Genomic DNA, 24952 nt, shown 5'->3' with positions numbered 1-24952 from the left:
CGCCTATGCCTCTGCCTGCTGCCGACCGCCGCACCGTGCTTGCCGCTGCCGGGATCGGCGCGGTGATGCCGCTGCTCGCCGCCTGCGGCGCCTCGCCCGCCGCGGCAAAGAGCTTCCGCATCACCAAGACCGAAGCCGAATGGCGCCGCATCCTCACTCCCGACCAATACCACATCTTGCGCGAGGCAGGGACGGAACGTGCCTTCAGCCACCCGCTCAACAAGGAGAAGCGCAAGGGCACCTTCATCTGCGCAGGCTGCGGCAATGCGCTCTATGCCTCGGCGCACAAATACGACAGCGGCACCGGCTGGCCGAGCTTCTGGCGCGCGATCGATTGGGGGGCAGTGGGAACCAGCACCGACTACAAGATCGGCTATCCCCGCACCGAAGTGCATTGCGCCGATTGCGGCGGCCATCTTGGCCATATCTTCGGCGACGGCCCGCAGCCGACCGGCCAGCGGCACTGCATCAACGGCCTTGCGCTGAGATTCGTGCCGGCGTGAGCGGGCGCGCCTACCCCTCTAGCAAGGCCGGCGCCTGAAGCCGCGCCGCCAGCCGCGCGAAATCGCCGAGGGTGAAGGTGTCGTCGAATACTACCCCGTAGTGCTGCCCGCGGCGCCACCGCACCTTGGCGCGGATCTCGCGCATTGTGCCGCGGAAATCGGGTGCTGCGATCCGGAGCGTCTGGTCGATTGCCAGCCGTGCGTGACATTCGATGCGCGCGCCCTGCTGCGACAGGTTCTCCACCACCGCCTCGCAGGACAGTGTCAGCGTGTGCACCCGCACCGGGAAGCACAGGCCGAGCCGCAGCCCGCGCTTGGGATAGTCGCCGGATTCGTTGATCAGCTGCTGGACATCGACCGGTTGCGCGAAGGCAAAGCCGGCTTCATTGTCGCGGTTCCACACCCGCGCGATCGGGTAGACCGCGCCGCCGGGCATGTGCAGCTCGAAAGCGCGGCAGCCCGGCAGGGCGTGGAACAGGCGCACGCTCACGCCGCTTTCCGAGACATCGCGGATCACGCAGACGAATTCGCCCTGTGCCGACACCAGCTTGGCAGCACGGATCAGCAGGGTGAAGCGCGGCGCCATGCGTTGTTCCGCGCCATCCCGATCCGGCCTGTTCCCCGCTCGCGCGAAACCCGCAGCTTTGTCCATGCCCTTATCGCCCTGCGCGCCGCGCCTCTCCTGGCGATGGGGACAACGGGGCGCGCGTATCCCATGATTGCCCGGAAAAATGTATGTGCCACAGGTTAAGGGGTGGATAATGCGCGGACTGTGATCCTTGATTGGGAGGCACCCCCTCGCGGTGGGCGATGGCACGCTGTACGGGCGGCGGGATTCGAACCCGCACGAGCCAAGCTCAGGGGATTTTAAGTCCCCGGCGTCTACCATTCCGCCACGCCCGCATGGCAAGCGCCCTTGCCACAGATCGGCAGGCAATTGCCAGAACTTGCCCGCAGGCGGGTGCTACTCCCTCGCGCATGAGCTACCCGGCATGGCTCAGGTGATCGCGCCGGAGGGCGGCGCAGAGACAATCGAGGGGGCCATCGCGCCCGGCAAGACGCCGATCGAACTTGCTACTCGCCCTTGGTGGAGCGGCTCGCCGATCTGGTGTTCGCCTCGCTCGGGCGCGAGCAAAGGCTCCCGGTGCCGGGCTGGGCGGACGGAGGAGGACTGAGCACTGCCGCCTGAGCCGCGGCGCGGGGCATCAACCGCTGTTCAGGCGCTCGCGGATTTCCTTGCCGGCCTTGAAATAGGGCACGCGCTTGGCGGGCACCTTCACCGTTTCGCCGGTGCGCGGGTTGCGGCCGCTGCGGGCCTCGCGCTTGCGGGTGGAAAAGGCACCGAAGCCGCGCAACTCCACTCGGCCACCTTCGGCCAGACGCTGGGCGATTTCGTCGAAGAAGATATCCACCACCTGCTCGATTTCCTCGGCACGCAGGTCGGGATTGTCTTTATGCAATTCCTGCAACAACTCGGATCTGATCATGGCGATCTCCCGGCGCGCACGGAGGTCAAGCCGCCATATCGCGCCGTCAATGCGGGTTGCCCCGTCGTTTCCTCAACTCGCCTCCGACCCGTGAGGCGCCCCCCATTTCGTAGCCCCCCGCAAGACTCAATCCGGCGACGCGGCTACTCTAACACTCTGTCAGAAATTGGTTTCACGCGCAACGACTACGATTGTCAGTGCCCGCCTTTATCAGGTGAAAATCGCAAGATCGGCCGGATCGAGGCCAAGGCGTGCCATGCGTGCCCGGATTTCGGGCCATTCGTCGCGCAGGAAGGCTTCGCGTTCGCGCGCGCGCAGGCGTTCGGCGGCACCCTTGACCACATACATCCCGACGCCGCGTTGCACTTCGACCAGCCCGTCGTTCTGGAACTGCTGGTAAGCCTTGGCGACGGTCAGCGGGTTGGCCCCATGCTCCGCCGCCAGTGCCCGTACCGAGGGCAGCATTTCGCCTTCGGGATAGACCCCGTCGATGATCGCTGCCGCGATCTGGTCGCGCAGCTTGAGATAGACGGGACGATTGGGGTTGGTGGCCATGAGGTGCATCAGTGCCATAATACAGCCATGCGGTCAATTTTTTTGCGTGCCCGCCCGCGCGAGCATGTCTTCGGTGCGTTTCGATCGCTTCAGGATCGAGCACCTGCGGGCGGCCATTGCGCCTTGCGGCCTGCCCTTCGGCGGGCCGATGAACTGCGCGGCCAATATTCTGGAGCGCGCTTTCCGTTGCGCCCGAGCGCAACAAAAGCTTCACACCCGCGCACAAGGCGCTAGGGTGCGCCTCCATTGCGGCGGTGTGGTGAGGCACCTCCCCCTAACCATTCGATGGGGATCGAATACATGATGGAAATCTCGCAGTGGGCGGAGGCCGAATGGATTGCGGCCATCGCCGTGGCCGTCCTGATCGTGTTCCTGGCGATCGGCGGCAAGATCGCGGTCCAGAAGGATCCTGAATTCGCAGGCCACCCCAAGGGCCTTTACATGCTGTTCTTCGCCGAGATGTGGGAGCGCTTTTCCTACTACGGCATGCGCGCGATCCTGATCTTCTACCTCACCCAGCACTGGCTGTTCAGCGACGGCAAGTCGAACCTGATCTATGGGGCCTACACCTCGCTGGTCTATATCACCCCGGTTCTCGGCGGCTGGCTGGCTGACCGCTATCTCGGTCAGCGCAAGGCGGTGCTGTTCGGCGGGCTGCTGCTGGCGGCGGGCCACACGTTGATGGCGGTGGAGGGCACCGGCGGGCAGGACGATCCGACGATCAACGTGTTCTGGGCCGCGCTCGCCTTCATCATCGTTGGCTCAGGCTTCCTCAAGGCGAACATCTCGGTGATGGTCGGTCAGCTCTACAAGATGACCGACACCCGCCGCGACGGGGCCTACACGATCTTCTACATGGGCATTAACGTCGGCGCGGCGCTGGGGACGATCCTGGTTGCCTATCTCGGTCAGACGCTCGGCTGGGGCTATGGCTTCGGTCTGGCGGGCATCGGGATGCTGCTCGGCCTCATCGTCTTCGTGCTCGGCAAGGCCACGCTCAACGGCGCGGGCGAGGCGCCGCGGCCGATCGGCAAGGGTCTCGAATATTCGCTCTATGGCCTCGGCTTTGCCGCGGTCGCGGTGATCTGGGGGCTGGTGCAATATCAGGACGTGATCCAGAACCTGCTGACGATCTCGGGCGTGGCGCTGCTCGGCTATGTGCTGTTCGAAAGCTTCAAGCTCGAAAAGGAACCGCGCGAGCGGATGTTCGCGATCCTGTTCCTGATCAGTCTCAACCCTTTGTTCTGGGGCCTGTTCGAGCAGGCGGGCGGATCGATGAACCTGTTCACCGATCGCTTCGTCGACCGGGCCGGGGTGCCTGCGGGCATCTTCCAGTCGATCAACCCGATCTACATCATCCTGATGGCCCCGGTGTTTGCGGGACTGTGGCAGTGGCTCGGCAACAAGGGCAAGGAGCCCTCGGCCCCGGCCAAGTTCGGGCTGGCACTCGCGCAGATGGGCTTTGCCAATCTCGTCCTGGTGTGGGGTGCCGAGGCCTATGGCGTCGCCGCTATGACCCCGGTGTTCCTGGTGTTCGCCTATTACTTCTTCGCCACCACCGCCGAGCTGTGCCTCAGCCCCGTCGGCCTGTCGGCGATGAACCGGCTGGCGCCCAGACACCTCGCCTCGCTCATCATGGGAGCGTGGTTCTACATGACCGCGGTCGGCAATTTCGTCGCCGGCAAGATCGGCGAGGCAACCGGCGGGCATGATGGCGAGATGACCAAGCAGGGCCTGCTCGACATCTACGAGCTGTTCGGCTGGATCGCGATCGGTGCGGCCGTGGCGGTGCTGCTGGTCAGCCCGATGGTAAAGAAGTGGATGCACCTCGACACGCTCAAGGATGATGCACCGGCTGCCGATGGCGTGGACGAGGCCTATCCGGCGACTGCCCGTCCGGCCGAGTAAGCCCCCGCGGGCGATAAATCGGCAAGCGGCATGGACAAACCTCGCGTTTTCCGTTCCAACGGCAAACCGGAATAACGCGAGGTTTGAATGTTCGCAGACAAGACTGTGCCTGCCCGGCTGGGCAGGCTTGCCGCACTGGTCAGCGCGCTGGCGCTGATCGCCTCTGTCACCGTCGCTGACGCCAGGGCGCGCGGCAAGGACCGCAAGCAGGGCAAGGACGAGGAAACCTCGGCATCAACCCTTGCCGCCGCCAAGCCGGGCGAGGGCGTGTTCGCTTCGACCTACAAGCCCTTTCCCAGCATCGCCACCGCGATCCGCGGCGCGACCATCTTCGACGGGCGCGGCAACCGGATCGACAACGGCGTGGTGTTCATGTCGGGCGGCAAGATCGTCGCGGTCGGCGGGCCGGATACCCCGATCCCCGCCGACATCGCGGTGCTCGATGGCACCGGCAAGTTCGTGACACCCGGCATCATCGACATCCACTCGCACCTCGGCGACTACCCCTCGCCGGGTGTAGAGGCCCATTCGGACGGGAACGAGGCGACCGCTCCGACCACGCCCGAGGTGTGGGCCGAACATTCGGTCTGGCCGCAGGATCCGGGCTTTACCCGCGCGCTCGTCAATGGCGGGATCACCGCGCTCCAGATCCTCCCCGGCTCGGCCAACCTGATGGGCGGGCGCTCGGTGACGCTCAAGAACGTGCCGGCGCGCACCACGCAGGCGATGAAATTCCCCGGCGCGCCCTATGGCTTGAAGATGGCCTGCGGCGAGAACCCCAAGCGTGTTTACGGCAGCCGCGGGCGGATGCCATCGACCCGGATGGGCAATCTCGCCGTCAACCGCGAGACCTGGCTCGCCGCGATCGACTACGCCAATGACGAGAAGGCCAAACGCGATCTCGGCAAGGAGACGCTGGTCGGCGTGCTCAAGGGCGAAATCCTCGTCCACAACCACTGCTACCGTGCCGACGAGATGGCGCTGGTGCTGGATATGGCCAAGGAGATGGGCTACCGCGTCAGTGCCTTCCACCATGCGGTCGAAGCCTACAAGATCGGCGATCTGCTGCGCGAGAACGACGTGTGCAGCGCGATCTGGGCCGACTGGTACGGCTTCAAGATGGAAAGCTATGACGGCATTCTCGAAAACGCCGCCTTCCTCCAGCGCGAGGGTGCCTGCGTGGTGATCCATTCGGACGATGCCAATGACATCCAGCGGCTCAACCAGGAAGCGGCCAAGGCGCGCGCGGCGGGCTTGCGCATGGGGATCGACATCTCGGAAGGCACGGCCATCCAGTGGATCACCTACAATGCCGCCAAGGCGATGGGGATCGAGAAGATGACCGGCAGCCTCGAGGAAGGCAAGATGGCTGATGTAGTGCTGTGGAATGGCAACCCGCTGAGCGTCTATTCGCGGCCTGAGAAGGTGTGGATCGATGGTGCGCTGATGTTCGACGCCATGGATCCCAAGCGCCGTCCGGTGAGCGATTTCGAGCTCGGCCAGCCCGGGGAAGGAGACGTGAAATGAAGCGCCTGCTCACCCTCGCCCTCTCCGGCCTCGCGCTCACCGCCACGCCCGCGCTGGCGCAGGATGTCACCGTCACCAACGCCCGTTTGGTGATCGGCGACGGCTCCGCCCCGATCGAGGGCGGCGCTGTCGTCGTGCGCGGCGGCAGAGTGGTCTATGCCGGCCCGGCAAGCGGCGCGCCTGCGGGCGGCATGACAATCGATGCGGGCGGGGCCTGGGTCACGCCCGGCCTGTTCGCCACCGTCACAACCCTCGGTCTCGCCGATGTCGCGGCGGTGGGCGAATCGAACGACATCACCGCGAACGGCAGCCCGTTCAGCGCGGCGCTTGATGCCTCGGCAGCGATCAACCCCACCTCGCAGCACATCCTCGTGCACCGCGCAGCGGGGATCACCCGAGCAGCAACCACCACCCTGCCGTCGGGTTCGATCTTCGGCGGGCAGGGCGCGATCATCGATCTGGATGGCGATGCCAAGCCGGTGATGCAGGCGCGCGCGTTCCAGATGATCGTCCTCGGCGAAAACGGCGGTACCCGTGCCGGAGGCAGCCGAGTGGCGGCCCATGTGCTGCTGCGCGCAGCCCTGCGCGAGGCGCAGGCGTTGATCGGCAAGGCTGGCACGCCGCAGACCACCGAGATCGCCAAGGATGACGCGCTGTTCCTTGGCCGCTTCGATGCCGAGGCCCTGGTGCCGGTGGTGACGGGGCAGCAGAAGCTCTACATCGCGGTTGACCGGGCGGCGGATATTCGCGCGGTGCTGGCGCTCAAGGCCGAATACCCCAAGCTCGATCTGGTGCTGGTCGGCGCGAGCGAGGGCTGGCTGGTAGCCAAAGAAATCGCTGCCGCTGGCATTCCGGTAATCGCCAATGGTCTGACCGATCTGCCCGAAAGCTTCGAGCAACTCGGCGCGACCCAGTCCAACGCCGGCCGCCTGGCGCGGGCGGGGGTCAAGGTGGCGATCAACGCCGCCACGATGCAGGATCCGCGCCGGTTGCAGCAGGTGGCGGGCAATCTCGTCGCGCTGACCCGTGTGCCGGGTGCGAGCGGCATGGAATGGGACCAGGCCTTCGCCGCGATCAGCTCGGTCCCCGCCGAGATCAGCGGACTGGGCGGCAAGGCGGGCGTGCTCAAGCCCGGTGCGCTTGGTGACGTGGTGTTGTGGGACGGCGATCCGCTTGAAGTTGGGTCGGTGCCAACCAAGGTGTTCATCGGCGGTGTCGAACAGAGCCTGGAAAGCCACCAGAGCCGGCTGCGCAACCGCTATCGTGACCTTGACGAGAGCGATCTGCCCAAGGCCTACGACTGGTGAGGATGGCGATGCAAAGGCCGTTCGGTGCCGCGCTTGCGGCCTCGCTGATGCTTGCGCTCCCGGCATCGGGGGCGCAGGCGCAAGCGCGCGAGGCCCCGAGCACCACCGCCGGGCAAGACCGGGCGTGGCATTCGCAGCAGCAGCTCTATCTGCTCGGGCTGACCGCGGCGGACGGCTGGCATCTGGAACAGGGCGGAGTGCGCTGGCGCTGGGTCAGATATCTCGCCTCGGACAAGCGGCCCAAGGTCACTGACCAGATCACTGTCCATTACGAGGGGCGCCTGATCGACGGCACCGTGTTCGACAGCTCCTATGCGCGCGGCGCGCCGGCGACCTTCCCGCTCGGGCGGCTGGTGAAAGGCTGGCAGGTCGCGATCCCGAAGATGGGTGTGGGCGAGACGATCGAGATCGCGATGCCGGCTGACATGGCCTATGGCCCGGTCGGGCGTGGGCCGATCCCCGGCAATGCGACGCTGGTTTTCAAGGTAGAACTGATCGGCATCGAAGGCTAGGCTGTCAGGCCTTGGGGGACCTCAGCATGGACGGCGCAATCGTTACTCTCGTCGCGGCCAATGCCGCCTTTGTCGGCACCCATTTCGCGATGTCGCATCCCTTGCGCGCAGCGATGGTGAAGGCGCTCGGGGCAGGGGGCTTCAGCGCGGCCTACAGCGTGGTCAGCTTCGCGACGCTGGGCTGGGTCTATGTCGCTTTCAAGGCCGCGCCCCCTGCCGATCTTGGCGGATCGGGCGATTTCGGCTGGATCATCGCCACTGTCCTGACTTGGCCTGCGATGGTGCTGCTGGCCGGCTCGCTGATCGGCAATCCCGCGCTGCCGACCCCGATGGCCGAAGCCCAGGCCCGGAGCCAGCCCAAGGGCGTGTTCAAACTCACCCGCCACCCGATGATGTGGGGGATCGGGCTGTGGGCGCTCTCGCACATGGCGCTCTTGTGGAGCACCCGAACGATGGTGACCGCGCTCGCCATGGGCATCCTCGCGCTGGTCGGGGCGAAGTTGCAGGACGGGAAGAAGGAAGCCCTGATGGGTGAGGCCTGGGCCGAATGGGAGCGCAAGACCAGCTACTGGCCGCAGCTTCACAAGCTGCCGGTGGTGGGCGCGGTGCCGCTGGTGGCGGGGACGGTGCTGTGGCTGGCAGGCAGCTGGCTCCATCTGTGGCAGGCCGGGATCCCGGCGGGCGTGTGGAAGTGGCTGGGCTGATCACGCCCCGGTGAAATGCGCCGGCCGCTTTTCGATCAGCGCGGCCACGCCCTCGGCATGGTCGGCGGTGGTGTGCATCATCGCCTGCGTGTTCGCCGCCATCTCCAGCGCGGAGTCGTAGCTCCCCTGTTGCCCCTGCCGCAGCAGGTTCTTGGTGTGGCGCAGCGCGTGTGGAGGCTGCTGCGCGATCCGGCCTGCCAGCGCGCGGGCTTCGTCCATCAATGCCTCGGGCGCGACGACCCGGCTGACGAGTCCCCAGTCCAGCGCGGTCGCCGCATCGATCACGTCGCCGGTGTAGAACAGCTCGGCCGCGCGGCTCATCCCGATCACCCGCGGGAGAATCCAGGTTCCGCCATCGCCAGGAATGATGCCGAGCTTGAGGAAGGTCACCCCGAACTTGGCGGTCTCGCTGGCGATGCGGATGTCGGCAAGACAGGCGACATCGCACCCCAAGCCGATCGCCGGGCCGTTGACCGCCGCGATCAGCGGCACGCGCAAGCCGTAGAGCGCGCGCAGCATCAGGTGGATATTGTCGCGATAGCCATCCGAAATCGCCGGGGCGGTGCCGCCGAAGGTGCCGGTCTTGTCACGCATCGCCTTGATGTCGCCGCCCGCGCTGAAGGCGCGGCCCGCGCCGGTGAGGATCACCGCCCGGCACGCCAGATCGCGGTTTATCGCATTGATTGCACTGGTGAACGCGTCCCCGTCGCCGGGCGCGCCGAGCGGGTTCATCGTCTCCGCGCGGTTGATGGTGAGAATGGTGACAGGGCCTTCGCGGAGGATGTGAAGCAGCGACATGGACGCCTTGGCCTTGAGTCTATGGCAGGTTCACCCTGCGTATAGGCGTGGGGGTGCAAGGAGAAAACCGAGGATTACCATGCCCAGCCTTGCGTTTTTGACAGTCTCGCAGCCCTTGCTCGGCGCCGCCTTGGCGGTAGCACCGGAGCCTGCCCCTGCGCCCGAACCAGTCCGGGTTGCGGCAGTGGCTTGGTCGCTCCAGGAAGCCGCCGCCGCCGATACTCCGCCCGAGGCCGGTGAGACCCCGCCTGACGAAGACAGCGGCGAGATCGTGGTCGAGGGCAAATATGGCCCGCCCGCCGGCGATCCGGTCGAAAAGTTCAACGCCGAAAGCTACCGCATCACGCAGGCGGTGGACGAAGCGGTGATCGAGCCGGTTGCCTATGCCTACCGCGACGGGCTGCCCGAGCCGCTGCGCGACGGGCTCGGCAATGTCGTCAAGAACCTTGGCGAGCCGAGCAATGCGCTCAATTTCCTGCTGCAAGGCAAGGTTGGCAAGGCCTTCGGTGCGCTCGGGCGGATGGCGATCAATTCGACGCTGGGGATTGGTGGACTGATCGACGTGGCGGGAAAGCCGGGCATTGGCATTCCCTATCGCCGCAACGGCTTTGCCAATACCATGGGCTATTACGGGGTCGGGCCGGGGGCCTATCTCTATTTGCCGGTGAGCGGCGCGACCACCGTGCGCGATCTGGTGGGCAGCACCTTGGATCAGGCGCTGCTGCCCCTCGCGGTGGGCAAGCCCTTCAACCAGCCCGAATATGCGGTGACCTATTTCGTGGTGAACGGGCTGGACCAGCGGCTGGAGTTCGATGCCGAACTGGCCGAGATCGCGGCCTCGGACGATCCCTATGCGATGCGGCGCGATACCTACCTCGCCAAGCGCCAACGCGAGATCGCGGCGCTCAAGGGCGAGGTGGTGGACGAGGAAACCCCTGCGCCCGAACCTGCGCCCGAGCCGCCCGCACCGGACGCTCCGCCGCTGTCGCTGATCGAGCAGGTGCAGATCACCGCGCGCACCGCCCCGGTGACGCGCTAGGTCAGGCCCGCACTCCCTCGATCTCGACGCTCGCGCTGTTGTGCTTGAGCGCCTTGAGCACGGTCTCGACAATGTGCGGGGCGTTGAGCCGCGCCTCGTCATATTGCTTTACCGGATCGTCCTGATCCTGGAAGATATCGGGCAGGCGCATGGTGCGCACCTTGAGGCCGCCATCGGTCAGCCCCTGATCCGAAGCGAAGGTCAGCACATGTGCGCCCAGCCCGCCGATGGCGCCTTCCTCGACGGTCACGATCACTTCGTGGCTGCGCATCAGCCGGGCGATCAGATCTTCGTCGAGCGGCTTGGCAAAGCGCAGGTCGGCAACCGTGGTCGAAAGCCCTCTGGCTTCGAGCTGGTCGGCGGCCTTGAGCGCTTCGGCCAGACGCGCACCCAGCGAGAGGATCGCGACCTTGGTGCCTTCGCGCACCAACCGGCCCTTGCCGATCTCCAGCTTCACCGGCACCTCGGGCAGCGGCACGCCGGTGCCGCTGCCGCGCGGATAGCGAAAGGCGATCGGGCCGGAATCGTGCTCGGCGGCGGTGTAGATCATGTGGACCAGCTCGGCCTCGTCGGCGGCGGCCATCACCACCATGTTGGGAAGCGTCGCAAGATAGGTGATGTCGAAGCTGCCCGCATGGGTCGCACCGTCGGCACCCACCAGACCCGCGCGGTCGATTGCGAAGCGCACCGGCAGGTTCTGGATGCACACGTCGTGCACCACCTGATCATAGGCGCGCTGGAGAAAGGTTGAATAGATCGCCGCGAAGGGGCGCATCCCCTGCGCCGCGAGGCCGGCCGCGAAGGTCACCGCGTGCTGTTCCGCGATGCCGACATCGAAACTGCGCGCCGGGTGCACCTTGGCGAACTTGTCCACCCCGGTGCCCGATGGCATCGCCGCGGTGATCGCGACAATGCGCGGATCGTCATTGGCGAGCTTGGCAAGCGTTTCGCCAAACACGTCCTGATAGGCTGGCGCACTGGGCGCGCTCTTGGCCTTCTCGCCGGTGATGACATTGAACTTGGGCACGCCGTGATACTTGTCGGCCGAATTTTCCGCCGGGGCATAGCCCTTGCCCTTTTCGGTCACGACGTGGATCAGCACCGGGCCTTCGGACGTATCGCGCACGTTTTCCAGCACCGGAAGCAGGTGATCGAGGTTGTGGCCATCGATCGGGCCGACATAATAGAATCCCAGCTCCTCGAACAGGGTTCCGCCGGTCACCATGCCGCGGGTGAATTCCTCGGCCTTGCCGATGGTGTCGTGCAGGCGGCGGCTCATCTTCTTGACCGCGCGGCTCGCAAGGCTGCGGATGCCGAGATATTCGCTCGACGACACCATTCGCGCAAGATAGGCCGACAGCCCGCCCACAGGCGGGGCGATCGACATGTCATTATCGTTGAGGATCACGATCAGGCGGTTGCCAGCCTGGGCCGCGTTGTTCATCGCCTCGTAGGCCATCCCGGCGCTCATCGAGCCGTCGCCGATTACCGCAATCGCGCGCCCCGGCCTGTTCTGGAGCTTGTTGGCGATGGCAAAGCCGAGCGCGGCCGAGATCGAAGTCGAGGAGTGCGCCGCGCCGAAGGGATCATATTCGCTTTCGGATCGCTTCGTGAAGCCCGACAGGCCTCCGCCCTGACGCAGGGTGCGGATCCGGTCGCGCCGGCCGGTGATGATCTTGTGCGGATAGCATTGGTGCCCGACATCCCAGACGAGCTTGTCCTCCGGCGTGTTGAACACGTAGTGGATCGCGACCGTCAGTTCGACCACGCCGAGGCCTGAACCCAGATGACCGCCCGAGGTGCTCACCGCGTCGATCATCTCCGCGCGGAGTTCATCGGCCAGCTGGCGCAGCTGTTCGGGCTTGAGGCGGCGCAGATCGGCAGGCGTGTCAACCTGATCGAGCAAAGGCGTGTGCGGCGGTTGATTCATCCGGCCAGCTTTACACATTGTAAATGCGCCTGTCGATGAAGGGTTGAGGCAGATCAATGCGCAGGCACGAGCAGCCTCACGCGCAGGACTTGCACAGACCCCTTATTTCCAGCACCGGCCGTTCCGCCTTGAACTGGCGGCGCGCCGCGATGGCGCGCACCGCGCGGCTCACTTCCTCGTCATCGACATGGGCAGCCTCGCCACATTCGTCGCAGACCAGAAAGATGCAATCATGCGCGCAGCCCGGATGGGTGTTGGCAAGGTAGGCATTGGCGCTTTCCACCCGCATCGCGAGATTGTTGCTCACGAACACATCGAGAATGCGGTAGATCGAATTGGGCGCCACCCGCTTGCCGCGCGCTGCCGAAAGGTTGTCGGCAATGTCATAGGCTGAGACCGGCCGATCATGCCGCGCAAGCTCGGCAAACACGGCCTCGCGCATCGCGGTCCACTGCTCGCCCGCGGCTGTCAGCGCGCGGGCGGCTTCGGCAACCAGTTCGGCACCGCAATGTTCAAGGTGACGGTGCGCGTGCTGTCCCATGCGCGCAACTATAGTCGGAGAGCGGTGCTTCGCAAAGCCGGTTTTAGCTGGCATCCCTCAGGAAGCTGGCGCGGTAGAGCGTCGGGAACATCGCCTTGAGTGCCGCGACCTTGGGTGCGTCCCAGCGGAGGATGTAGCCGTGGCGCGGATTGTTGGCCATGAAGTCCTGATGATAGGCTTCTGCCGGGTAAAAGGCCTTGTAGGGCTCGATCCGGGTGACGATCGGCTTCGACCACAGGCCGGACTTGCCGAGCTGGACGAGATAGGCCTTGGCCACCGCGGCCTGTTCGGGGTTCATCGGCACGATCGCGCTACGATAATGGCTGCCGACGTCCGGCCCCTGACGATTCTTGAGCGTCGGGTCGGCCACCACCGAGAAGAAGATCTGCAGCAGCTGGTCGTAGCGCACCACCGTCGGATCATAGGTGATCTTGACGGATTCGGCATGGGCCGTCCCGCCGGCGGTGATGGTGTCGTATTGCGCGGTTGCCGCGCTGCCGCCGTGGAAGCCCGAAACCGCCGAGGTCACGCCCTTCACATGGCTGAACACCCCCTCGACCCCCCAGAAGCACCCGCCCGCGAAGATCGCGGTCTTGAGGCCGGGCTTTTCCTTGGCGATGCGGGTGGCGGCGGGCGCCTCGACCGCATCCTCGGCGGCGGTAGCAGGGCCGGCACAGGCCGAAAGTGCCAGCGAACCGGCAAGGAGAAGGGCGGCAAGACGGTTCATTCGCCGTGCTGCGCAGGGGCGATCACGAATTCGGCGGTGGGCTGAGGCGTCTCCACCATCGGCGCGGCAAGCGCAGGCGAAGCGATCTGCTCGCTCAGCCTCTCGGCATTGGCCCCGGCCACCAGCAAGGCGCCGAGCAGGAAGCCGATCGAGAAATTGCGGACGAGGTCGGAAGAGAAAAGGCGCATCGGACTGGCTCGAAGTAAGTGCTCTTTCGGTGCGTTCGTCCCATGCCCGAGGCCGAATTGCCTGACGATGAACGCTCCGGTCAGGTGAAGTTTCGAAACTGCGCGCGCGTGAAGTTACGCACGCCGCAAGAAAAGGTTGCAGCCCTCGCACCCGTTGCCGCGGAGCAAGCCAACCGACCCGCAGCGCCGCAAGGCCGCCCGGCCGCTCGCGGGGGCGCGGAGCGAAGCGAAGGAACAGCACCGAGGAGGAAGGCGCACAGGCGCCTTCGCAAAGCAAATCCCGCCCTCAAGTAGCGAAGCGGTAGGACAAGAATTCACGTCCTCAAGTAGCGAAGCGGTAGGACAAGAATTCACGTCCTCAAGTAGCGAAGCGGTAGGACAAGAATTAATGCCTAAAATGCCGCATCCCGGTGAAGACCATGGCGAGGCCGGCTTCGTCGGCAGCGGCGATCACTTCGTCGTCGCGGATCGAGCCACCCGGCTGGATCACCGCGGTCGCACCCGCTTCGGCCGCGGCCAGCAGCCCGTCGGCGAAGGGGAAGAAAGCGTCCGAAGCGACCGCGCTGCCCACGGTGCGCGGGGTGGCCCAGCCATGGGTTTCGGCGGCTTCCTTCGCTTTGATCGCGGCAATCCGGGCCGAATCGCGGCGGTTCATCTGCCCCGCACCGATTCCGGCAGTGGCCCCGTCCTTGGCATAGACGATGGCGTTGGACTTCACATGGCGCGCCACCGTCCAGGCGAACAAGCAGTCCTTCAGCTCCTGCGCTGTGGGTGCGCGCTTGGTCACCACCTTGAGATCATCGGCCGAGATCGCGCCATTGTCGCGCGACTGGATCAGCACACCCCCGGCGATGGTCTTGAGCGCAAGGCCACCGCGGCGCGGGTTCGGCAAAGCCCCGCATTCGAGCAGGCGCAGGTTCTTCTTCTTGGCGAAGATCGCCTTGGCCTCCTCGCTCACCGAGGGGGCAATCACCACCTCGGTGAAGATCGCGCTGATGGCTTCGGCGGTGGCGGCGTCGAGTTCGGTGTTGACCGCGACGATCCCGCCAAAGGCCGAGACAGAATCACACGCCAGCGCCGCTTCCCACGCCGCCAGCAGCGCTGGCGCTTGCGCCACGCCGCAAGGGTTGGCGTGCTTGACGATCACCACCGCCGGCGCCTGCCCGGCAAACTCCGCCGCCAGTTCGAGCGCCGCGTCGGCATCGTTGAGGTTGTTGTAGGAAAGCGCCTTGCCCTGCAGCTGCGCCGCCTGCGGGACGCCCGCGCTGCCCGCCACCTGCGGGACATAGATCGCCGCCTGCTGGTGCGGGTTCTCGCCATAGCGCAGCGTTTCGGCCCGTGTGAAGGCGAGCGGGAGCGTGTCGGGCAGCAGCGTCGGCTCGTCCGAAGCGGCGGGCGAGAAGGCGAACCAGTTGGCAATCGCCGAATCATAGGCGGCGGTGCGGGCATAGGCCTTGCCTGCCATCCGGGTGCGGAATGCCGGGCTGGTCGCGCCGCCATGGGCCTGCATCTCCGCAATCAGCGTCGGGTAGTCGGCGGGATCGGTGAGGATTGTCACGAAGCCGTGGTTCTTGGCGGCCGAGCGCACCATTGCCGGCCCGCCGATGTCGATGTTCTCGATGATCTCCTCGCGGCTCGCGCCCCTGGCGACGGTCGCCTCGAAGGGGTAGAGGTTGACCACCACCAGATCGATCGCCCCGATCTCATGCGCCTCCATCGCGACGACGTGTTCGGCATTGTCGCGCAGGGCGAGCAGGCCGCCATGCACCTTGGGGTGCAGGGTCTTGACTCGCCCGTCCATCATCTCGGGAAAGCCGGTGAGATCGGCAATGTCGCGCACGGCAAGGCCGGCATCGCGCAAGGCCTTGGCGGTGCCGCCGGTGCTGACCAGTTCCACCCCCATGGCCGCCAGTGCACGGCCGAGGTCGGCCAAGCCGGTCTTGTCGGACACCGAAAGCAGCGCCCGGGTGATCGCCTTGTCGCTCATGGATAACCTATCCTGTCTTCTTCAGCAGCCAGGAGAACTGGCCCCCGCTGCGCAATGCCAGTCCTTCGATCACCAGCTGCTCGGTGGCGTGCGGGCGGCCGTCGCCGTCGACCCACAGGCTGTCTTCGGCAGACAGGGTGATCTCGCCGGTGCCCGCCCTATCGCCGCCGAGCCGGAATTGCCAGAGCCTGCCACCGGGAAGCAGCAGGCTTGCCCCGCGCTTGTCACCCGACAGTTGCACCTCGACCCCGCGCCCGAGGTGGAAGCGGATCGCAAAGCCGATCTTGCCGCGCTTGCCCTTGCTTGAAGTCGGGATCAGGATGTCCTCGCCCGCCAGCTCGGTGCCGTCGCCGCTCAGCGTCAGGATGCGTTGGTGGATCAGGCCGAATCGCTGGGCATAGCCATCATGCGCGGCCTCGATCCGGGTCGCCTCGCGTCCGCGCCCTGCAATCTGGCGGCGTTCGAGCTCGACGGTCTCGACCCCCTTGCCGAGCTGGCCGTGCAGCAGCACCGCGGTGGAATTGGCATTGTCGAGCACCAGCGTCGAGAAGGCGGCACTGGCGCGCAGACCTTGCGCGATCCGCGCCGGCACCTGCCCGCCCGCCAGCGCTGCGCCGCCGCAATTGACGATCACCCGCGCCGGTCCGTCCGAAAGCTCGAACGCCAGCGTCGAGGCGCAGCCGGTGCGGGCATGACGTGCGCGCGGCGGGGGGGCGGCGTCGAACTGCACCAGCGTGTCGCCGGCCTTGATGCGCTGATAGCCCCAGCCCTGCACGGCCGAAAGCGGACGGGTGCGTACGCCCGAAGCCTCGATCACGGCATTGACGCGGTCGGCCGGGATCGCCGCCTGCCCCTGCCAGCTGCCCAGCGCGCCGTCGCCATGCCGCAGCGCCAGCAGCGGCGGCACCAGCAGCTCGCGCATCACCATCAGCGCGGGCGGGGGCGCGATCGCGACCGCCGCGTAACAGGCGATGAGATCGGTCAGCAGCCGGATCGCATCGAGCTGGGCGGCAGGACAGCGCGACAGCACCCCGCCATCCTCGCCCACCATGTCGCCCAATGCCTTGACGAGGCCCGCCTCGCCGAACAGCCGACGCGGCTTGCCATGGGGCAGCAGCAGCCCCGCGGCGACCACGCCCGCCCAGCCCGCGACCTGTCCCAGCCCTGCGGTCTCGCGCGGAGCGCGCTTGTCGAGCCATCGGGCAGTATCGGCAATCGCGGCGAGAATTTTCGATTTCAGGCGCTTGTCATTGCCGGACAGCACCAGCGGGGCGTGAACCAGCCATGCCACCAGCCTGAGGCCGGCAAATTCGACATCCCAAGCGGGTCCCTTGCCCGGTTCGCGGTGGGCATCGAGCCACAGCGCGGTGATGCGCTCGGCGAGCGGCGTCGCTTCGGCGCGCGGAGCGGCGGCGGCGAGATCGGCCAGCCACGCGAAGGAATGCAGCACCCGCTCCACGCCAGGCGCTGGCCGTGCCGAACCGGTGAAATCAAGGCCGCTGATCGGCAGTCGCACCCCGTGAACGAGGAAATGCCCGGCGCGCAGCGCCGTGCCCGCGGCGCGGTCACCACGATTGGGGCTTTCGACCGTCGCCAGCACCCGCAGCGGCTGTGGGCGGCGGAAAGGAGCGGCCATCGCATGGCCAGGCACGCCAAGGCGATAGGCCCAGCGAATCAGCGCCGCGCCCGGACCGCTCGGCACGGCAATGACATCGCTCAGCGCCAGCGCGCGACCGGTTTGCTCGGGTGGCGGCGAGGCGGGAGCGGCCTGTGGTTCGGTCTGTGCGGCCAGCACCAGCACCGGGCCATCCCCCACCCGCTCCACCAGCGCATCGGCGCGGCGGCCGGCAGGGGTGCGCAGCAATGTCGCCATCAGCCTTGCCCCTTCAATGCGGCGATATTGGCCGCGTAATGATCTGGCCCGCCCTTGAATGTCGCCGAGCCGGCGACCAGCACATCCGCCCCGGCGGCAACGCACAGCTTCGCGGTCTCGGCATTGACCCCGCCGTCGACCTCGAGGCGGATGTCGCGCCCGGTCGCGTCGATCATCGCCCGGATGCGGGAAATCTTGGCGAGCTGCGAGGCGATGAAGCTCTGCCCGCCGAAGCCGGGGTTGACGCTCATCACGAGGATCAGATCAACCAGATCCATCAGGTTGTCGAGCACCTCGACCGGCGTGCCGGGATTGATCACTGCGCCCGCCTTCCTGCCGAGCGCGCGGATCGCCTGGAGCGTGCGGTGGACGTGCGGCCCGGCCTCGGGATGGACGGTGATGATGTCCGCTCCTGCCTCGGCGAAGGCCTGAAGGTAGGGATCGACCGGCGCGATCATCAGATGGACGTCGAACGGCTTGGTGCTGTGCGGACGCAGCGCTTTCACGACATCGGGGCCGATGGTGATGTTGGGCACGAAATGGCCGTCCATCACGTCGATGTGGATCCAGTCCGCGCCGGCAGCATCGATCGCGCGCACTTCCTCGCCCAGCCGGGCGAAGTCGGCGGAGAGGATCGATGGCGAAATCAGCGGCGTGGGCATGATGCGGCGCGTGGCCCCCGTGCAAAGGTGCATCCTCAGCAATAAGGGCGCCGCGAATCGAGGAACAAGCGCGGGTGCGCCGTTTTCCACGGTGATGGGCAGCAATCGATCGGAAATCCGCGATTTGCCCATGGTTAAGCCGCAATTCAGACCCCCTCTGCCATTGCGCCATGCCAATCACGGGGCGATAAGCGGCACCGAACGTAACCCGGGTCGCGCCCTTACCTCTCCTATCGCACTGGAATTGCCGATGCCCGCTCCTGTCTGCGCCCCTGCCCCAGCCCGTCGCCTGACGCGTTTCGCGCTGGCTGCCGGTGCCGGTGCCGCGCTTGTCCTTGGCGGCATCGCCGCACCGCTCGGCGCGCAGGCGCTGGGCGCGAAGATCGACAACGACATGAGCCTGTGCGCCCCGGGCAAGGGCCCGGCGGTGCGGTTGGAAATCAGCGGAATCAGATCATCAAGCGGCAACCTGTTCGTGCGCACCTACCGCGCGCGGGAGAGCGACTGGCTCAAAAGCCGCCGCTATCTCCACCGGATCGACACCACGCCGCGCAAAGGGGCGATGACGGTATGCGTGCCGCTGCCGGCGGCGGGCGACTACGCGATCGTCGTCCAGCATGACGCCAATGGCAACCGTGAGAAGGATTTTTCGAGCGACGGGGCCGGCATGTCGAACAATCCCGAAATCAAGACCTTTCTCGGCATCCCCCGCGCTCCGGGGCTCGACAAGGCGCGGTTCAGCGCCGGTCCGGGGGTGACCCGGATCGCGATCCAGGTGAAATACCGGAGCTAGGCCTTGCCGCGGCGGTGACGCCAGAGCGCCCACAACACTTGCGGCGCGGCGAGCAAGGGATAGCGTTCGCGGAACGGCGTCACCTCCACCGCCATGCCGGTGTGCCGCTCGATCTTCCACGCGGCATAGCGCGCCGCACCTGCGAAGGTGGTGCTGGCCTTGACGAGCCGAAGCAGATTGAGCGGTTTGCCCAGCCGCCGCCGCTTCGCCCACCACTTGAGGATGACGCCGCGCTGCCAATGCGGCAGATCGGGGATGAGCCGTTCACCTTCGGCTTGCACCGGGATGCCGCCCGCCTCCCATGCCAGCGGCAGGAGGCCGGCGAAATGGGCGGCGTTGACGGCAAGGATATCGTTCTCGCGCCCACTCTTCTCGACCCGGAACTCGGCGGCATAGGTGGCGCGGAACAGCGCGCGCCAGTAATCCTCAGCCGTCCCGCGGTCGGGGCCGAGCGCCGCTGCCAGCCGCGCCGCAGTGATACAGGCAGCGCAGATCGCCGCGACAACCTCGTCTTGCGCCTCGCCGTCCGCGCTCCACGCCAGCGCGCAAGGCTGGACGAAGCGTGCCCAGATGGTGGTGTCGGCAAGCGTGCCCCCAGCAGCGCGCGCAAAGGTTGCCAGGCGCATTGTGGCAACCTTGGCGCGCAGGGTCAGATCGTCATGGGCACGCTCGTGATAGCTGACCCTTGGCCAGATCGCCGGCTCATCCGTGCCCGGAAGCAGGACATAGAAATCGAGCACCCCTTCAAGCGCGCCGGTGCGCAGGTTCGATCCATAGAACAGCACTGCGCGCGCCCCGGCGGCCGCGCCGAGCGCGGCGGCGAAGGCGGTGACTTCGGGTGCGACGGGCGCGGCCAGCTGGGCCGCGATGCGCTGTGCCAGCGCGCCGGTTTGGGCGCTCATGGCCTGACGAAGGCGAGCTCCGGCCCCTGCTCGACGCGGTAATTGCCCGGCGGGAAGGCCTCCCCGTCGAGAATGAACTGATCATCGATCAACAGCGTGAACTGGCTCGCGGCAATCTGGTGGATGCCGCGTTCGCGCAGACCGTTGTTCAGCTTGCCGGCCACCACCAGCGGCAGCAGCGCGGTGGTGCGGCGGGAGATCTGGTCGAGCGCCGCCAGCTTCAGCCCGCTCTTGAGGAAGCCGAAGGGGCGGATGCCGGCAGGCAGACGTTCGAGCGTGGAGGCGAACAAGACCTGCCGCCATTCGGGATCGCCCAGCCCGCTATGCGCCATCGGCACTTCGCCCGGGCCGAGCAGAATGCGCATCCGCGCGCCCCGGCGCCAGGGGTTCGAGCGTCCGGCGAACAGCGATTGCGCCAGCGCCCAGAGCGCCGTCACGCCAACCGCGAGACTATTGAAGGCGCCCAGCTTATGCGCGCTCTGGCCGGCGCGGGTGGCGGTGGTGAAGGCTCCGGCGCCGAGGATAAAGCCCGACACCCGCGAGAGTCCGGAACCCTCGCCCAGCGACGTCACCTCGATCGGCCGGCGCCATACCCGCCCGCCATGGTCGAGCGCGGTGATCGCATCTTGCAGCGTCCAGTTGTCGGGAACCCCGAGATCGACCGTCAGCGCGTTGGTCTTGCCTTTGGGCAACACCGCGATCGCGGGCCAGTTGTCGCCAAAGATCGGTCGCCCGCAGGTCAGGACGTCGCGCACCGTGCCGTCGCCGCCGTTGATTACCAACAGATCGATGCCACGCGCGGCGAAATCGGCAAGCGCAACGGGGAGCTGCGAACGGTCGCCCGGCCGGGCAATGTGGACATGGGGCGACAGGCCGCAATCGAAATCGGCCCCAAGATTGCGGTGGCTGCGCGGATTGTAAATCACGCCGACCGTGGGTGCCTCACCCGCTCTGCGCGCCCTGCTGGCGCGGGCCTGCGCCGCTACCGCAGCGTCCATCCGGGGAATTTGCGCGAATTCATAGATTGGCGTCGCCATGTTCACGCTATAGTTGCAAAGGGTTCAAGATTCCACTGCCATGTTTCCCCGAGGTGTAACAATCGGCCCCGCGCACGACCCGTTGCGAGCCGCACGCGGTGCTCACCGACCAAGAGCCTAGGGTCGAGACTCCATCACAGCCAGAAGGCGACGGCAGCGGCGAGGCTTACGGTGGATAGGAAGTTGCGGGCGGGTTTGTCGTAGCGGGTAGCCATGCGTCGCCAGTCCTTGAGCTTGCCGAACATGTTCTCGATCCTGTGGCGCTGGCGGTAGAGGGCGGTGTCGTGCGGGATGGGCGCCTTGCGGTTTGCCTTTGATGGGATGCAGGCGGTGATGCCACGCTCGGCCAGGGCATGGCGGAACCAGGCGGCATCATAGCCCCGGTCGGCGAGCAAGGCCTTGGCCTTGGGGAAGGCATCGATCATCAGCGCAGCGCCCTTGTAGTCGCTCATCTGCCCTTCGCTGAGCAGCATGATCAGGGGGCGGTCCTTGCTATCGCAGACAGCGTGGAGCTTGGAGTTCAGGCCGCCTTTGGTGCGCCCGATACGTCGGGGTAGAGCCCCCTTTTTTAGCAGGCTCCCCGCCGTCCGGTGCGCCTTCAGGTGGGTAGCATCGATCATCAGCTGATTGGGCTTGCCGCCCTTGGCGGCCAGCTCGGCGAAAATACGGTTGAACACGCCCAGGTGGCTCCAGCGGATGAAGCGGTAGTAGATCGTCTTGTGCGGGCCATAACCTGCCGGTGCATCGCGCCAGCGCAGGCCATTCCTGATCACGAAGATAATGCCGCTCACGATGCGCCGGTCATCGACCCGTGGAATCCCATGCGACAGCGGAAAATAGGGCTCAATCCGGCGCATCTGCGCCTCGCTCAACAACCAAAGCTCCGACACCAGCAGCACCGCCTTGGTGCCGCAAGTGAATCAAGGCTTCGCCGCCAAGGCAAGCAGTTCAATAGGTCCTGAGCCTAGGCCCGTGAAGATGCCCTGAATGCTACGAAACTGCTATATCCGAGCACCCAGATCGCCAACGATCCCAAGAAGCTGCTAGGATAGTGCTACAAAAAAGGGGCTGCGATTTCTCGCAACCCCTTGAATTCTTGACGAAATTCGAAGGTTCGTCTTAACGCTTCGAGAACTGGAAGCTGCGGCGGGCCTTGGCCTTGCCGTACTTCTTGCGCTCGACCACGCGACTGTCGCGGGTGAGGAAGCCGGCCGCCTTGACCGTGCTGCGCAGCGCGGGCTCGTACTTGCTGAGCGCCTGAGCGATGCCATGCTTCACCGCACCTGCCTGGCCCGACAGGCCGCCGCCGCGCACCGTGGCAACGACATCATACTGGCCGGCGCGATCGGTGATCGCGAAGGGCTGATTGATGATCAGACGCAGGGTCGGGCGTGCGAAATAAACTTCCTGATCGCGGCCGTTGATGGTGATCTTACCGGTGCCGGGCTTGACCCACACGCGGGCGACCGCATCCTTGCGGCGGCCAGTGGCGTAGGCGCGGCCCTGCTTGTCGAGTTCCTGCTGACGCAGCGGCGCGGACACGCGGGCGATTTCGGCGGCGTCACCCTGCGGGACGCCGGCGGCGATGTCCTTGAGATCGGCGAGATCCGAGACGGTGGTGGTTTCGTCAGCCATTATGCGGTGACCTTGTTCTTGCGATTCAGGGAAGCGACGTCGAGCACCTGCGGCTTCTGGCCGTCATGCGGATGCTCGGCGCCGGCGTAGAGGTGCAACGCCTTCATCTGCTGACGGCCGAGCGGCCCGCGCGGAATCATGCGTTCCACAGCCTTTTCCAGCACACGCTCGGGAAAACGACCGCCGAGCACCTTGGCCGGGGTGGTTTCCTTGATCCCGCCGGGATGGCCGGTGTGCTTGTAATAGACCTTGTCGTTCATCTTGTTGCCGGTGAACTTCACCTTGTCGACGTTGATGACGATCACGTGATCGCCGCAATCGACATGCGGGGTGTAGCTCGGCTTGTGCTTGCCGCGCAGGATGTTGGCGATGATCGCGGCGAGGCGGCCGACCACCAGACCATCGGCATCGATGATGTGCCAGTTCTTTTCGACCTCGGCCGGTTTGATCGACCGGGTCTGCTTGCTGAGCGCCTTCATGGCTTGTGTCCTTGGTTCGAAACAGTCCGTGCCGGCATTGTCCGGCAGGAGAATCACCCGCCGCGCGCTTGCCCGGCGGGAGAAGTGGGGCGCAAATGTCTTTCGGCCCCGCGAAAGTCAAGCAAAAGCGCCGTTTCGTCATGCGGTAAAATAATACCACATGGCGCGGCCGGGTCAGATCGGGCGAGCCGCCAGCCCTCGCCGCGCGCAGGGCGGTGGCCATGTCGTCCTGCGCCGCACCGTCGGCAGCACCAGGGCACCGAGGGCGCCTGTCGCCGCCAGTGGCGTCGTCACTCTTTCCCCCCTGTCTTCGCAGCCGCGACGCCGCTCTGGGTCTCCGGCTGCGTGATCGCGCCCAGCCATGCCGATGTTGCCGGCCAAACCGCATCTGCCCGCCAGCCCAGGATGGCGGGTGTATCATAGGGGTGCAGCCGGCCCAACCGCGAGACAGCCGCATCGAGCCGCGCCGCCGTGGTCTTGAACAGCACGCCGGTCTCGCAGGCGCTGTCACGCGCGCCCTGCCAGATGAAAAGCGATTCCACTTCGCCGATGATATTGGCGCAGGCGACCAGGCCCTCGTCCAGCAAGGCGCCGGCGATTGAACGTGCGCTCTCCCGGTCGGGGAAGGGGCACCAGATCAGCGCTGCGCTTTCCCCGGAAGCCTTCGTCACTCCGCGACTCCGGCACTGTGCATCGCCCGTGCCGTGGCGGCGACCGTCAGCGCGCCGAACAGCTGGTGCGAGACGGCGATCCACAGCGAGACCTCGCTCATCACCGTGGCGATGCCGAGCAGCACCATCGTGCCGAAGGCGGTATGCACCGCGACGCTGGCGAAGCGATCCTTGCGGCGCACGACCCGCGCCAGCCACACCAGCGCGGCGACCGCCACCCATGCCCACCAGCGGTGCAGGAATTGCAGCAGGAAGGGATCATTGGTGAAGGCCCACAAGGCCCCCTTCGACCAGTCCGCTTGGGGCAGGAACTGCCCGTTCATCAGCGGCCAGTCATAGGCGGCATGCCCGGCGTTGAGCCCCGCCACCCATGCCCCGAGCAGGAGCTGGATGAACAGCACGCAGCCTGCCACCGCCGCTGCCGGGGTGAGCCGCGCCGGGCGCGCCGCCGGATCGCGCGCCAGCTGGCGCAGGTCGCGCGCGGTCCATACAAGGCCAGCCAGCAGGAACAGCGCCGTGAGCAGGTGCGCCGAAAGGCGGAAGTGGCTCACGTCGGTCAGGTCGGTCTCGCCCACGCCCGAGGACACCATGTACCAGCCCAGCGCCCCCTGCCCGCAGATCAGAGCGAAGATCGCCGTCAGCCGCCAGCCATAGCCCAGCGGCACCGCGCGCCGCAACGCGAACACCACGAGCGGAACGAGGAAGGCAAGGCCGATCACGCGGCCCAGGATGCGGTGGAACCATTCCCAGAAGAAGATGAACTTGAACGCTGCCAAATCCATGCCCGCAGGGCCGCTCTCGTAGCGGAACTCGGCGGTCGTCTGGTACTTGGCAAATTCGGCCTGCCATGCGGCTTCGGACAGCGGCGGGAGAATGCCGCTGACGACATTCCATTCGGTGATCGACAGGCCGCTTTCGGTGAGGCGGGTGATCCCGCCGACCACCACGATCAGCACCACCAGCACCGCGACCAGCTCGAGCCAGCGGGCAATCGCGCGCGGCCGCGCGCGCCCGCGCGGGGCGCTTTGCAACAGGCTCGAGGAGGCAGATGTGGCCATAGCGGCCTGCTCTTTGTGCCTGCGCGCCTGCTTGCGCAAGCCCATTTGGCGCAAGCGCAGGTGCCTGAGGCGCAAGCCCCGCGGCGCAAACGGCCGCAGCCCGGGCCATTCTCCCGCCACATCGCGCTT

26 protein-coding genes and 1 tRNA gene are annotated in these 24952 nt (G+C 66.4%); 8 read left to right on the top strand and 19 right to left on the bottom strand.

What is annotated here, in order from left to right; translation table 11 throughout:
- Positions 1-5: 5 nt before the first annotated feature.
- Positions 6-503 (top strand): peptide-methionine (R)-S-oxide reductase MsrB, encoded by a 498-nt coding sequence (gene msrB, locus BZF61_RS07690; RefSeq protein WP_086618226.1) that lies wholly within the window; start codon positions 6-8, stop codon positions 501-503.
- A 10-nt stretch (positions 504-513) separates the two neighbouring features.
- On the opposite strand, the gene BZF61_RS07685 is transcribed toward msrB, so the two are convergent.
- The 4 genes from BZF61_RS07685 to BZF61_RS07670 all read right to left on the bottom strand — a co-directional run bounded on the left by BZF61_RS07685 (position 514) and on the right by BZF61_RS07670 (position 2545).
- Complete coding sequence (locus BZF61_RS07685; protein WP_245804542.1) at positions 514-1089, bottom strand: PilZ domain-containing protein; 576 nt, start codon at positions 1087-1089, stop codon at positions 514-516.
- 235 nt (positions 1090-1324) lie between these two features.
- Positions 1325-1406 (bottom strand) — tRNA-Leu (locus BZF61_RS07680).
- A gap of 302 nt (positions 1407-1708) precedes the next feature.
- Positions 1709-1990, bottom strand: a complete 282-nt coding sequence (locus tag BZF61_RS07675) for an integration host factor subunit beta (protein WP_086618223.1) — start codon at positions 1988-1990, stop codon at positions 1709-1711.
- A 210-nt stretch (positions 1991-2200) separates the two neighbouring features.
- Complete coding sequence (locus BZF61_RS07670; RefSeq protein WP_169711950.1) at positions 2201-2545, bottom strand: GntR family transcriptional regulator; 345 nt, start codon at positions 2543-2545, stop codon at positions 2201-2203.
- Between the two features lie 300 nt (positions 2546-2845).
- Here BZF61_RS07670 and BZF61_RS07665 point away from each other — a divergent pair, with 300 nt between their 5' ends.
- The 5 genes from BZF61_RS07665 to BZF61_RS07645 all read left to right on the top strand — a co-directional run bounded on the left by BZF61_RS07665 (position 2846) and on the right by BZF61_RS07645 (position 8503).
- Entirely contained in the window at positions 2846-4453 is a 1608-nt protein-coding gene (locus tag BZF61_RS07665) for a peptide MFS transporter (protein WP_086618316.1), read from the top strand.
- A gap of 87 nt (positions 4454-4540) precedes the next feature.
- Positions 4541-5980 (top strand): amidohydrolase, encoded by a 1440-nt coding sequence (locus tag BZF61_RS07660; RefSeq protein ID WP_245804541.1) that lies wholly within the window; start codon positions 4541-4543, stop codon positions 5978-5980.
- Entirely contained in the window at positions 5977-7287 is a 1311-nt protein-coding gene (locus BZF61_RS07655; RefSeq protein ID WP_086618219.1) for an amidohydrolase family protein, read from the top strand. The genes BZF61_RS07660 and BZF61_RS07655 overlap by 4 nt, the downstream gene beginning before the upstream one ends.
- A 2-nt stretch (positions 7288-7289) precedes the next feature.
- On the top strand, positions 7290-7799 hold the full coding sequence (locus BZF61_RS07650) for an FKBP-type peptidyl-prolyl cis-trans isomerase (protein ID WP_245804540.1): 510 nt from the start codon (positions 7290-7292) through the stop codon (positions 7797-7799).
- A gap of 26 nt (positions 7800-7825) precedes the next feature.
- Positions 7826-8503 carry an NnrU family protein gene (locus BZF61_RS07645; RefSeq protein WP_086618218.1) on the top strand — a complete coding sequence of 226 codons (678 nt, stop codon included), beginning with the start codon at positions 7826-7828 and terminating at the stop codon, positions 8501-8503.
- Here BZF61_RS07645 and BZF61_RS07640 read toward each other — a convergent pair whose 3' ends face one another.
- Entirely contained in the window at positions 8504-9301 is a 798-nt protein-coding gene (locus BZF61_RS07640; protein WP_086618216.1) for a crotonase/enoyl-CoA hydratase family protein, read from the bottom strand. It abuts the gene before it with no gap.
- 184 nt (positions 9302-9485) lie between these two features.
- Here BZF61_RS07640 and BZF61_RS07635 point away from each other — a divergent pair, with 184 nt between their 5' ends.
- Positions 9486-10340: an MlaA family lipoprotein gene (locus BZF61_RS07635; RefSeq protein WP_158094072.1), complete on the top strand. Its 855-nt coding sequence runs from the start codon at positions 9486-9488 to the stop codon at positions 10338-10340.
- Between the two features lies 1 nt (position 10341).
- On the opposite strand, the gene dxs is transcribed toward BZF61_RS07635, so the two are convergent.
- The 7 genes from dxs to rpe all read right to left on the bottom strand — a co-directional run bounded on the left by dxs (position 10342) and on the right by rpe (position 18248).
- On the bottom strand, positions 10342-12270 hold the full coding sequence (gene dxs / locus BZF61_RS07630; RefSeq protein ID WP_086618213.1) for a 1-deoxy-D-xylulose-5-phosphate synthase: 1929 nt from the start codon (positions 12268-12270) through the stop codon (positions 10342-10344).
- A 76-nt stretch (positions 12271-12346) separates the two neighbouring features.
- The gene (locus BZF61_RS07625; protein WP_086618212.1) at positions 12347-12811 is read right to left on the bottom strand and encodes a Fur family transcriptional regulator; all 465 of its coding nucleotides are present in this window, start codon (positions 12809-12811) and stop codon (positions 12347-12349) included.
- A gap of 43 nt (positions 12812-12854) precedes the next feature.
- Positions 12855-13538, bottom strand: a complete 684-nt coding sequence (gene msrA, locus BZF61_RS07620; protein WP_086618210.1) for a peptide-methionine (S)-S-oxide reductase MsrA — start codon at positions 13536-13538, stop codon at positions 12855-12857.
- Positions 13535-13726, bottom strand: coding sequence for a hypothetical protein (locus BZF61_RS07615; RefSeq protein ID WP_086618208.1), 192 nt, complete (start codon positions 13724-13726; stop codon positions 13535-13537). Before BZF61_RS07615 ends, msrA begins: the two co-directional genes overlap by 4 nt.
- Before the next feature lie 385 nt (positions 13727-14111).
- The gene (gene purH / locus BZF61_RS07610; RefSeq protein ID WP_086618207.1) at positions 14112-15713 is read right to left on the bottom strand and encodes a bifunctional phosphoribosylaminoimidazolecarboxamide formyltransferase/IMP cyclohydrolase; all 1602 of its coding nucleotides are present in this window, start codon (positions 15711-15713) and stop codon (positions 14112-14114) included.
- A gap of 7 nt (positions 15714-15720) precedes the next feature.
- Complete coding sequence (locus BZF61_RS07605) at positions 15721-17586, bottom strand: heparinase II/III family protein (protein ID WP_086618205.1); 1866 nt, start codon at positions 17584-17586, stop codon at positions 15721-15723.
- Positions 17586-18248, bottom strand: a complete 663-nt coding sequence (gene rpe / locus BZF61_RS07600) for a ribulose-phosphate 3-epimerase (protein ID WP_086618312.1) — start codon at positions 18246-18248, stop codon at positions 17586-17588. Before rpe ends, BZF61_RS07605 begins: the two co-directional genes overlap by 1 nt.
- A 250-nt stretch (positions 18249-18498) precedes the next feature.
- Here rpe and BZF61_RS07595 point away from each other — a divergent pair, with 250 nt between their 5' ends.
- Positions 18499-19041 (top strand): DUF2141 domain-containing protein, encoded by a 543-nt coding sequence (locus tag BZF61_RS07595; RefSeq protein ID WP_086618204.1) that lies wholly within the window; start codon positions 18499-18501, stop codon positions 19039-19041.
- On the opposite strand, the gene BZF61_RS07590 is transcribed toward BZF61_RS07595, so the two are convergent.
- The 7 genes from BZF61_RS07590 to BZF61_RS07560 all read right to left on the bottom strand — a co-directional run bounded on the left by BZF61_RS07590 (position 19038) and on the right by BZF61_RS07560 (position 24823).
- Positions 19038-19943 carry a hypothetical protein gene (locus BZF61_RS07590; RefSeq protein WP_086618202.1) on the bottom strand — a complete coding sequence of 302 codons (906 nt, stop codon included), beginning with the start codon at positions 19941-19943 and terminating at the stop codon, positions 19038-19040. The two genes, BZF61_RS07595 and BZF61_RS07590, sit on opposite strands and share 4 nt — an antisense overlap.
- Positions 19940-20980 carry a diacylglycerol/lipid kinase family protein gene (locus BZF61_RS07585; protein ID WP_086618200.1) on the bottom strand — a complete coding sequence of 347 codons (1041 nt, stop codon included), beginning with the start codon at positions 20978-20980 and terminating at the stop codon, positions 19940-19942. Before BZF61_RS07585 ends, BZF61_RS07590 begins: the two co-directional genes overlap by 4 nt.
- Positions 20981-21114: 134 nt before the next feature.
- A complete protein-coding gene (locus tag BZF61_RS07580) occupies positions 21115-21870 on the bottom strand; it encodes an IS5 family transposase (protein ID WP_086618310.1) in 756 nt (251 codons plus the stop codon).
- Positions 21871-22099: 229 nt separating this feature from the next.
- Positions 22100-22615, bottom strand: coding sequence for a 30S ribosomal protein S9 (gene rpsI, locus BZF61_RS07575; RefSeq protein ID WP_086618199.1), 516 nt, complete (start codon positions 22613-22615; stop codon positions 22100-22102).
- A complete protein-coding gene (gene rplM / locus BZF61_RS07570) occupies positions 22615-23094 on the bottom strand; it encodes a 50S ribosomal protein L13 (RefSeq protein WP_086618197.1) in 480 nt (159 codons plus the stop codon). Before rplM ends, rpsI begins: the two co-directional genes overlap by 1 nt.
- Before the next feature lie 290 nt (positions 23095-23384).
- Positions 23385-23765 carry a divalent-cation tolerance protein CutA gene (gene cutA, locus BZF61_RS07565; RefSeq protein WP_086618195.1) on the bottom strand — a complete coding sequence of 127 codons (381 nt, stop codon included), beginning with the start codon at positions 23763-23765 and terminating at the stop codon, positions 23385-23387.
- Positions 23762-24823, bottom strand: a complete 1062-nt coding sequence (locus tag BZF61_RS07560) for a COX15/CtaA family protein (RefSeq protein ID WP_086618309.1) — start codon at positions 24821-24823, stop codon at positions 23762-23764. The genes cutA and BZF61_RS07560 overlap by 4 nt, the downstream gene beginning before the upstream one ends.
- Positions 24824-24952 lie beyond the last annotated feature (129 nt).

It is taken from the genome of Erythrobacter tepidarius, from assembly GCF_002155695.1.
GTDB classification, from domain to species: Bacteria; Pseudomonadota; Alphaproteobacteria; order Sphingomonadales; family Sphingomonadaceae; genus Erythrobacter; species Erythrobacter tepidarius.
Note: the sequence above shows the minus strand (reverse complement) of the source record. Positions and strands in the feature narration are given on the sequence as shown.

Bases quoted from the DNA above. Each gene is read 5' to 3' on its own strand.
- msrB (WP_086618226.1), top strand. From the start codon at position 6: ATGCCTCTGCCTGCTGCCGACCGCCGCACCGTGCTTGCCGCTGCCGGG.
- BZF61_RS07685 (WP_245804542.1), bottom strand. From the start codon at position 1,089: ATGGCGCCGCGCTTCACCCTGCTGATCCGTGCTGCCAAGCTGGTGTCG.
- BZF61_RS07675 (WP_086618223.1), bottom strand. From the start codon at position 1,990: ATGATCAGATCCGAGTTGTTGCAGGAATTGCATAAAGACAATCCCGAC.
- BZF61_RS07670 (WP_169711950.1), bottom strand. From the start codon at position 2,545: ATGGCCACCAACCCCAATCGTCCCGTCTATCTCAAGCTGCGCGACCAG.
- BZF61_RS07665 (WP_086618316.1), top strand. From the start codon at position 2,846: ATGATGGAAATCTCGCAGTGGGCGGAGGCCGAATGGATTGCGGCCATC.
- BZF61_RS07660 (WP_245804541.1), top strand. From the start codon at position 4,541: ATGTTCGCAGACAAGACTGTGCCTGCCCGGCTGGGCAGGCTTGCCGCA.
- BZF61_RS07655 (WP_086618219.1), top strand. From the start codon at position 5,977: ATGAAGCGCCTGCTCACCCTCGCCCTCTCCGGCCTCGCGCTCACCGCC.
- BZF61_RS07650 (WP_245804540.1), top strand. From the start codon at position 7,290: ATGGCGATGCAAAGGCCGTTCGGTGCCGCGCTTGCGGCCTCGCTGATG.
- BZF61_RS07645 (WP_086618218.1), top strand. From the start codon at position 7,826: ATGGACGGCGCAATCGTTACTCTCGTCGCGGCCAATGCCGCCTTTGTC.
- BZF61_RS07640 (WP_086618216.1), bottom strand. From the start codon at position 9,301: ATGTCGCTGCTTCACATCCTCCGCGAAGGCCCTGTCACCATTCTCACC.
- dxs (WP_086618213.1), bottom strand. From the start codon at position 12,270: ATGAATCAACCGCCGCACACGCCTTTGCTCGATCAGGTTGACACGCCT.
- BZF61_RS07625 (WP_086618212.1), bottom strand. From the start codon at position 12,811: ATGGGACAGCACGCGCACCGTCACCTTGAACATTGCGGTGCCGAACTG.
- msrA (WP_086618210.1), bottom strand. From the start codon at position 13,538: ATGAACCGTCTTGCCGCCCTTCTCCTTGCCGGTTCGCTGGCACTTTCG.
- BZF61_RS07615 (WP_086618208.1), bottom strand. From the start codon at position 13,726: ATGCGCCTTTTCTCTTCCGACCTCGTCCGCAATTTCTCGATCGGCTTC.
- purH (WP_086618207.1), bottom strand. From the start codon at position 15,713: ATGAGCGACAAGGCGATCACCCGGGCGCTGCTTTCGGTGTCCGACAAG.
- BZF61_RS07605 (WP_086618205.1), bottom strand. From the start codon at position 17,586: ATGGCGACATTGCTGCGCACCCCTGCCGGCCGCCGCGCCGATGCGCTG.
- rpe (WP_086618312.1), bottom strand. From the start codon at position 18,248: ATGCCCACGCCGCTGATTTCGCCATCGATCCTCTCCGCCGACTTCGCC.
- BZF61_RS07595 (WP_086618204.1), top strand. From the start codon at position 18,499: ATGCCCGCTCCTGTCTGCGCCCCTGCCCCAGCCCGTCGCCTGACGCGT.
- BZF61_RS07590 (WP_086618202.1), bottom strand. From the start codon at position 19,943: ATGAGCGCCCAAACCGGCGCGCTGGCACAGCGCATCGCGGCCCAGCTG.
- BZF61_RS07585 (WP_086618200.1), bottom strand. From the start codon at position 20,980: ATGGCGACGCCAATCTATGAATTCGCGCAAATTCCCCGGATGGACGCT.
- rpsI (WP_086618199.1), bottom strand. From the start codon at position 22,615: ATGGCTGACGAAACCACCACCGTCTCGGATCTCGCCGATCTCAAGGAC.
- rplM (WP_086618197.1), bottom strand. From the start codon at position 23,094: ATGAAGGCGCTCAGCAAGCAGACCCGGTCGATCAAACCGGCCGAGGTC.
- BZF61_RS07560 (WP_086618309.1), bottom strand. From the start codon at position 24,823: ATGGCCACATCTGCCTCCTCGAGCCTGTTGCAAAGCGCCCCGCGCGGG.